7 protein-coding genes are annotated in these 7,287 nt (G+C 69.6%); 5 read left to right on the top strand and 2 right to left on the bottom strand.

Features of this window, described 5'->3' with window-relative positions:
• Positions 1-51 precede the first annotated feature (51 nt).
• The gene (locus tag ADK57_RS09715; protein ID WP_234390087.1) at positions 52-921 is read left to right on the top strand and encodes a hypothetical protein; all 870 of its coding nucleotides are present in this window, start codon (positions 52-54) and stop codon (positions 919-921) included.
• A gap of 52 nt (positions 922-973) precedes the next feature.
• Here the strand turns inward: ADK57_RS09715 and ADK57_RS09710 are convergent, their stop codons facing one another.
• Positions 974-2,413: an amino acid permease gene (locus ADK57_RS09710; RefSeq protein ID WP_053748975.1), complete on the bottom strand. Its 1,440-nt coding sequence runs from the start codon at positions 2,411-2,413 to the stop codon at positions 974-976.
• A gap of 229 nt (positions 2,414-2,642) precedes the next feature.
• Here ADK57_RS09710 and ADK57_RS09705 point away from each other — a divergent pair, with 229 nt between their 5' ends.
• Positions 2,643-3,128, top strand: a complete 486-nt coding sequence (locus tag ADK57_RS09705; protein ID WP_053748974.1) for a ribose-5-phosphate isomerase — start codon at positions 2,643-2,645, stop codon at positions 3,126-3,128.
• Between the two features lie 119 nt (positions 3,129-3,247).
• Positions 3,248-4,057 carry an Fpg/Nei family DNA glycosylase gene (locus ADK57_RS09700; RefSeq protein WP_053748973.1) on the top strand — a complete coding sequence of 270 codons (810 nt, stop codon included), beginning with the start codon at positions 3,248-3,250 and terminating at the stop codon, positions 4,055-4,057.
• 7 nt (positions 4,058-4,064) lie between these two features.
• On the opposite strand, the gene ADK57_RS09695 is transcribed toward ADK57_RS09700, so the two are convergent.
• Positions 4,065-5,294, bottom strand: coding sequence for a GNAT family N-acetyltransferase (locus ADK57_RS09695; protein ID WP_053748972.1), 1,230 nt, complete (start codon positions 5,292-5,294; stop codon positions 4,065-4,067).
• A gap of 162 nt (positions 5,295-5,456) precedes the next feature.
• Between ADK57_RS09695 and ADK57_RS09690 the strand changes: the two genes are divergently transcribed.
• Positions 5,457-6,653 carry a PP2C family protein-serine/threonine phosphatase gene (locus ADK57_RS09690; protein ID WP_053748971.1) on the top strand — a complete coding sequence of 399 codons (1,197 nt, stop codon included), beginning with the start codon at positions 5,457-5,459 and terminating at the stop codon, positions 6,651-6,653.
• 149 nt (positions 6,654-6,802) lie between these two features.
• Positions 6,803-7,129, top strand: coding sequence for a hypothetical protein (locus ADK57_RS09685; RefSeq protein ID WP_053748970.1), 327 nt, complete (start codon positions 6,803-6,805; stop codon positions 7,127-7,129).
• Positions 7,130-7,287 lie beyond the last annotated feature (158 nt).

Raw genomic sequence — 7,287 nt, 5'->3', positions numbered from 1 at the left:
CCCGCCCCCACCCCCGCGGCCCCCCCCCCCGCCACACCCGCAGAGCCCCACGTGCCCGCAGGACACCATGCATCCGCAGGACCCCACGCGCCCGCAGAACCCCTCGCACCCGCCGCACCCCACAGGGCCGCCACGACCGCCGCCACCACCGCCACCACCGTCACCGGCGTCTCGCTCGTCCGCGCCCAGGCGGAGACCGAACGGCGCCCCTCTCCCACCCCGGCTCCCCTCCCCATGCCGCCCGGCGAACTCCCCGGCCCCGCCCTCCCGGCGGACCCCCGGCGCAGGCGGCGCGCGGGACGTCGTACGGGCCTGATCGCCGCCATCGGCGTGGTCGCCGCGAGCGTCGTCGTCGCGATCGTCCTCGCGGCGACGAACGGATCGCCCGACGACAACCGGGCGGGAGGGGCCTCGTCGGCCTCCTCCGCGCAGTCCCCGTCCGCCACCCCGAGCGACAGCCCGTCGCCCACCGTCGAGGGCACGTCGAGGCCGCAGAGCCTGCCGCCGGGCGCGCACCGGGAGGCGGGCGGGTTCGCGTGGGCGACGCCGGCCGGCTGGCGGCGGGACATCAAGACGGGCGCCGAGGTGCACTACACGTCCCCGGACGGCAAACAGGAGCTCGCCGCCAAGTCCTCCCTCGCCCGCGGCGACCTGATGGAGACCTGGCGGACCTCGGAACAGAACGCCCACCAGGGCAGGGACTACCGGAAGATCCGCCTGGAGGAGACGACGTTCCGCGGCAACCCGGCGGTCGTCTGGGAGTACACCTTCACCCTGGAGGGCGTCCCCTGGCACGCCCGGCTCCTGGGCTTCAACGAGAACGGGAAGTCGTACCAGATCAACACCTGGTACCAGCCGGACGCCGAGACGCAGGCCCTCGAGACGTTCGCAAAGGTCAGGGACAGCTTCACGGTGCTGTGAGACACGACGGAGGGGCCCGTACCGCACGGGCCCCTCCGAAGTGTGCGGGCGGTCAGACCTTCGTGACCGCGCGCTCGCCCTTGACCTTCTCCTTCACGAAGGCGATGACGAGCACACCGGCCGCGACCAGCAGCGACAGCACCACGGTCTCGCGGCCGTCGTGTTCGGTGTCGGTCAGCATGTAGCCGAGGACGAACACGATCAGCGCGGCCGTGGCCCAGGTGAGGTACGGGTACAGCCACATCTTCACGACGAGCTTCTCCGGCGCCTCGGCCTGGATGATCTTCCGCATCCGCAGCTGCGAGAAGCAGATGACCAGCCAGACGAACAGGGCCACCGCACCGGAGGAGTTGACGAGGAAGAGGAAGATCTTGTCCGGGGACAGGTAGTTGAAGAAGACGGCGACGAAACCGAACACGACCGACGCGAGGATCGCCGCCATCGGCACGCCCCGGCCGTTGACCCGCGCGAACACCTTCGGGGCGTCCCCCCGCTCGCCGAGCGAGAAGGCCATGCGGGAGGCCGTGTAGAGCCCGGAGTTGAGACAGGACAGCACCGACGTCAGCACGATGAAGTTCATGATCTGACCGGCGTGCGCGATGCCCAGGGAGTCGAGGGCGGCGACGTACGAGCCGTCGTCCTGGATGGACTTGGAGTCCCACGGCAGCAGCGTCACGACGACGAAGATCGAGCCGAGGTAGAAGACGCCGATACGCCAGATGATGCTGTTGGTCGACTTCGTGACGGCCCGCTGCGGGTCCTCGGACTCGCCGGCCGCGAGGGTCGCGATCTCGCTGCCCATGAAGGAGAAGACGACGAGCAGCACACCGGTGAGGATCGCGCCGGGCCCGTTGGGCAGGAAGCCGCCGTGGTCGGTGAGGTTGGAGAGCCCCGCCTGGTCGCTGTCGGCACCGGGCAGCACGCCGAAGACGGCGAGCCCGCCGACGACGATGAAGGCACCGATCGCCACGACCTTGATCCCGGCGAACCAGAACTCGAACTCGCCGTAGGAACCGACGGAGACGAGGTTGGTGGCGGTGAGGACCACCATCACGATGAGGGCCCACCCCCACTGCGGTACGGCGGGAATCCACCCTTCGAGGATCTTGGCCCCGGCGGTCGCCTCCACCGCGAGCACCACGACCCAGAAGAACCAGTACAGCCAGCCGATGGAGAACCCGGCCCACGGGCCGAGCGCCCGGTCGGCGTGCGCGGAGAACGAACCCGAGGTCGGGTTGGCGGCGGACATCTCGCCGAGCATCCGCATCACCAGCACCACGAGCGTGCCGACGAGTGCGTAGGACAGGAGGATGCCGGGGCCCGCGGTGGCGATACCTGAGCTGGATCCGACGAACAGTCCGGCACCGATGACACCACCGATGGCGATCATCGAGAGATGACGGTTCTTGAGTCCTGCCTGGAGGCCGGGGCCGGGTTCGCCGGAGGCTCCTGGGTCGTGACCAGCCTTGGGGAGGGTCGGCTGCGAGGTCATAGGACGGGATTCCTTTGCGCCGGGTGAGCTGTTTCCCGCACGGGGGTGGTGCGGGCTCCCGTACGAGCGGCGTACGGGTCGGTCCAGTGAATCGGAGGCAAAGTGATTGGTGAACCTTTGATTCCGGATCGTTACTTGAGCTTTTCCTGAGGTTCTGTAGTGTTGCTCTCAGTTTTCCGGGTCAACCCCCGGGGCTGCTGCCCCGAAACACCCGTGTCACACTCATCCCATGCGCGTGTATCTCGGTTCCGACCATGCCGGCTTCGAACTCAAGAACCACCTCGTCGAGTGGCTCCGGGAAGCCGGCCACGACCCGGTCGACTGTGGTCCCCACATCTACGACGCCCAGGACGACTACCCGCCGTTCTGCCTCCGTGCCGCCGAGCGGACGGCCGCGGACCCCGACGCCCTCGGCGTCGTGATCGGCGGCTCCGGCAACGGCGAGCAGATCGCCGCGAACAAGGTCAAGGGTGTGCGGTCGGCCCTCGCCTGGAGCGAGGAGACGGCGTCCCTCGGCCGGCAGCACAACAACGCGAACGTCGTCGCGGTGGGCGCGCGCATGCACACGCAGGAGGAGGCGACGAAGTTCGTCGAGACCTTCCTGAACACCCCGTTCTCGGGTGACGAGCGTCACATCCGCCGCATCGAGATGCTGGCCGACTACGAGACGACGGGCGACCTGCCGCCGATCCCGGCGCACCACCCGCAGAAGTAGGGATTGCCGCTGGGCCGGCCGAGTCGCCCGCTTCTCGACCGGCCGAGTCCGGTGGCGGGTGGGCAAAGGCCGGGGGTCTGGGGGCGGAGCCCCCAGTGGGTACAGGAAAGAAGGGCGCCGTGCCGGAAGGGCACACGATTCACCGGTTGGCTCAGGACTACGCCGCCGCGTTTCTCGGCACGGCACCGCAGGTGACCAGCCCCCAGGGCAAGTTCACCGACGCCGCCGCCCTCCTCACCGGCACGGAACTCGCCGCCACCGAGGCCCACGGCAAACACCTGTTCCTGGGCTTTCGCGGCAGTGAGTGGATCCACATCCACCTCGGCCTCTTCGGCAAGGTCGACTTCGGCCCGGCCCCCGCGCCCCCGCCCACGGACACCGTCCGTCTCCGGCTCGCGAACGGCACGTCGTACGTCGATCTCCGCGGCCCGACGACCTGCGCCCTGATCACGGACCCCGAGAAGGACGCGATACACGACCGCCTCGGCCCCGACCCGCTGCGCGAGGACGCCGACCCGGGAACCGCGTACCAGCGCGTCTCCCGCAGCCGTACGACGATCGCGGCCCTGCTCATGGACCAGAAGGTCGTCGCCGGCGTCGGCAACGTCTACCGCGCCGAAGTCCTCTTCCGGCATCGCATCGACCCGTACCGCGCCGGCAAGGACATCACCCGGGCCGAGTGGGACGCGATCTGGACCGACCTCGTCGAGCTGATGCACGAGGGCGTCCGCAACAACCGCATCGACACCGTCCGCCCGGAACACACCCCGGAGGCGATGGGCCGCCCGCCGCGCGTCGACGACCACGGCGGCGAGGTCTACGTCTACCGCAGGGCCAACCTGCCCTGCCACATCTGTGGCGGCGAGATCAGCACCGCCGATCTCGCCGCCCGCAACCTCTTCTGGTGCCCGGTCTGCCAGAAGCCCTGACGTCGGCCTAGAACCCGTGCGGCAGCCAGGGCGCCACCGTCGACCCGAACCCGACCGCCGCCTCCGCCAGCGCCCCCTGCCGCAGCTCCCGCACCCGCCCGGCTGCGCCCAGCGACGCCAGACTCACGCCTCCGAGGTACGCGGCCCCCAACTCCCGTACGGACAGGGCGAGATCGGCAGCATCCGTCGTACGAACGCAGGACGCGCCCTTCGCGTCCCCGGTGAGCCGCCAACGCCCCGCGTTCCAGGGGCAGAAGTCGTCCTCGATCTCGAACACCACATCAACCGGCGCCTGATACGTCCGCGCCTCCAGCGCGGCGCCGACGTCCACCAGCCGGACGTACAACGAATCCCGTACCCGCAGCCCGCACCGCCGGATGTCGGACACCATGGACAGCCACGGCTCGTCCGACGGCCGTCCCCGCGCGGTCAGCGTCGACGTCAGGTCGATCCCGAACAGGAACCGCCACAGCGCGGCGTGCGCCGCCGCATCCAGCGCTTCCGTGTCGTGCAGGACCACGACGCCCTTGGGTCCGGCGGTCTCCCACTCCGGCTTGATCCGGAAACGCGCGTACCCCACGACCTCGCCGGCCCGCTCCGCCACCACGCACTGCAGCGGTGACGCCCCCTCCCGGACACTCTCCGGGTCGAGCACCACGAGCTGCTCCCACCCGGGCAGCCGCGCCAGCATCCCCGGCCGGCCGGACACCTTGCGCGCGTACACCGCCTCGCACACGTCGAGGACATCCGCCGGTGCGGCGTACCGCAGGCGTACGTCATCGGTGCCGGGCGGTACGGACAGCCGTACGCGCGCCGTGTCGACCTCGACGTTCACGCAGTGCGTCGCCGCGCCGTACCCGAACCGGCCGTAGATCTCGGGCTCCGAGGCCGTCAGCACCGCCAGCGGCTCGCCCCACTCCCGTACGTCGTCCAGCTGCCGCCTCATCATGGAGCGCAGCACCCCGCGCCGTCGGTGCGTGGCCGCCACGCTGACCATGGTCACGCCGGCGGCCGGCAGCGCGGCGCCGCCCGGCACGGTCAGCCGGAAACTGAACGCCCCCGCCGTGCCCACACACACGTCACCGTCCCAGACACCGATGGAACGGTCGGTCTCGGTGAGCGAGCGCCACAGCTCCCGCTCCTCGGACGACTCCTGGACCCCGCCGAAGGCGCGGATCAGGTTGTCGTACCACTGGTCCCATTCGTCCCGCCGCAGTACCCGCACGTCAGTCCCCATGAACCATGCCTACCAGGGCATTGCGGGACGGGCCAGGGAATTTCGGCTTGGTGGCGGCGCGGCGGCCTTCTGTGAAGTTCACTGTGAAGTTGAACCTCGGACGGGGGACAAGTGGGACCTCCCGTGCCAAGCAGCTGGTCCGATGGATAGGGTCCCGAACTAATGGCAGCAGGACGAGAGCGGCGCGCGGAAGCCGAGACGTTCACGGCCCGGTTGAAGATGCAGTGGCACCGGGCTCGCGTCGGCCTGCGCAGAAGTGCCGTCGACTACTTCCGTGGCGACGGTTCGGACTGGGTCGCGCTGGCCGGCCTGCTCATCACCGTTCCCCTGATCGCGGCCACGACACTGGCCAACTCGGTGTGGTGTTCACCGGCCGCGCTGGTCCTGCCGATCGTCGCAGGCGGCCTGCTGCTGCGCCCGGCGAGCCTGCTCGGCCTGTACGCGGCTGCGGCGACGGCACTGATCGTGGAGTCGGTGCAGCTGGGCCCGTACACGGAGGGCCCGTCCAGGGTCACCCCGGGCGTGGTCCTGGTGGTCGCCGCCTGCGGGTTCTTCGGTCTCCTCATCGCCCAGTTCCGCAGCCGGGTCGGCGTGCCCTGGCGGCGCGGCGGCACCATGCTCTTCGACCTGCGCGAACGCATCCGCGTCCAGAGCAAGTTGCCGCAACTGCCACAGGGCTGGCACCGGGAGATGGCGCTGCGCCCGGCGGGCGGCCAGTCGTTCTCCGGTGACTTCGTTGTCGCGGCCCGTACGAACGGCGGCCGCACGATGGAGGTCGTCCTGACGGACGTGTCGGGCAAGGGCATGGACGCGGGATCGCGCGCACTGCTTCTGTCGGGGGCCTTCGGCGGCCTGCTCGGCTCGCTGCCCCCGCACGCGTTCCTGCCGGCCGCGAACGGCTACCTGCTCCGCCAGGACTGGGACGAGGGCTTCGCGACGTCGATCCATCTGGTCCTGGACCTGGACTCGGGCGACTACGAGCTGTACTCCGCGGGCCACCCGCCGGGCTTGCAGCTCAGCGCGGGCAGCGGCCGCTGGGAGGAGAAGGCCGCGGAGGGCCCGCTGCTGGGTGTGTACGACGGTGCGCAGTTCGACCCCGTGAAGGGCTCACTGCGCCCCGGCGACGTGTTGATGCTGTTCACGGACGGCTTGGTGGAGACGTCCGACCGCGACATCGTCGAGGGCATCGACCGCCTCACCGGCGAGGCCGACCGCTATGTCGCTGGCGGCTTCCACGGAGCGGCCTGGCATCTGATCGAGGCGGTGGCGAAGGATGTCAACGACGACAGGGCGCTGTTGCTGATCTGCCGCGAGGGGCCGACGGCCACGTCTGCGCTGCCCGCAACGTCCGCCCGCTGACTGTTTGTCCGCATACGCGCTCGTGCTTTGGTCATGGGTTTGTGCTGCCTCTGTAACTACCGCCGACTCTCGATTGCCTGAGCAATCGGGGAGTTGGTAGAGATGTAATGCACACGATGTGGTGGTGAGGACCCAACGGGGGAGGCGTGATGAAGTTCGACATGGGTGCGCAGACGCTGTCGCAGCTGCAGCGTGATTCGCGGGGGTCGAGCGACGATCTCGGGACGTTGATCCGGCAGTTGGTGCAGGCGGCGACGCCGCTGGAGGGCAAGTTCAACGGTTCGGGCCGCGTGATGTTCGACCAGTTCAAGCAGCGGGCGGACCAGATCGCGAGCGACCTCAACGGGTCGCTGGCGGCGATTCTGGGTGGTCAGTCGGGGATGGACTCGGCGTTCAGCTCCGGCGACCAGGAGCAGGGCGACAACGCGAAGCAGCAGATGGGTGCCGCGAACTTCGACGCGGCGCGCTTCCGCTGAGCTTGACCTTCGTTCTGCGCGGATCTCTGCGCGGATCTCTGTGCGGGCTTTCTTTCAACTCTCGGGGAGTGGTGTGTGATGGCGGGTTCTGGTGCGGATCGTCGGTCGTACGACACGGGTGCGTCGGCGGATGCTCAGTCGAACATCCAGGTGGTCAT

The organism is Streptomyces sp. MMG1533, from assembly GCF_001279775.1.
Taxonomy (GTDB): Bacteria; Actinomycetota; Actinomycetes; order Streptomycetales; family Streptomycetaceae; genus Streptomyces.
Note: the sequence above shows the minus strand (reverse complement) of the source record. Positions and strands in the feature narration are given on the sequence as shown.

Bases quoted from the DNA above. Each gene is read 5' to 3' on its own strand.
- ADK57_RS09690 (WP_053748971.1), top strand. From the start codon at position 5,457: ATGGCAGCAGGACGAGAGCGGCGCGCGGAAGCCGAGACGTTCACGGCC.
- ADK57_RS09695 (WP_053748972.1), bottom strand. From the start codon at position 5,294: ATGGGGACTGACGTGCGGGTACTGCGGCGGGACGAATGGGACCAGTGG.
- ADK57_RS09685 (WP_053748970.1), top strand. From the start codon at position 6,803: ATGAAGTTCGACATGGGTGCGCAGACGCTGTCGCAGCTGCAGCGTGAT.
- ADK57_RS09710 (WP_053748975.1), bottom strand. From the start codon at position 2,413: ATGACCTCGCAGCCGACCCTCCCCAAGGCTGGTCACGACCCAGGAGCC.
- ADK57_RS09705 (WP_053748974.1), top strand. From the start codon at position 2,643: ATGCGCGTGTATCTCGGTTCCGACCATGCCGGCTTCGAACTCAAGAAC.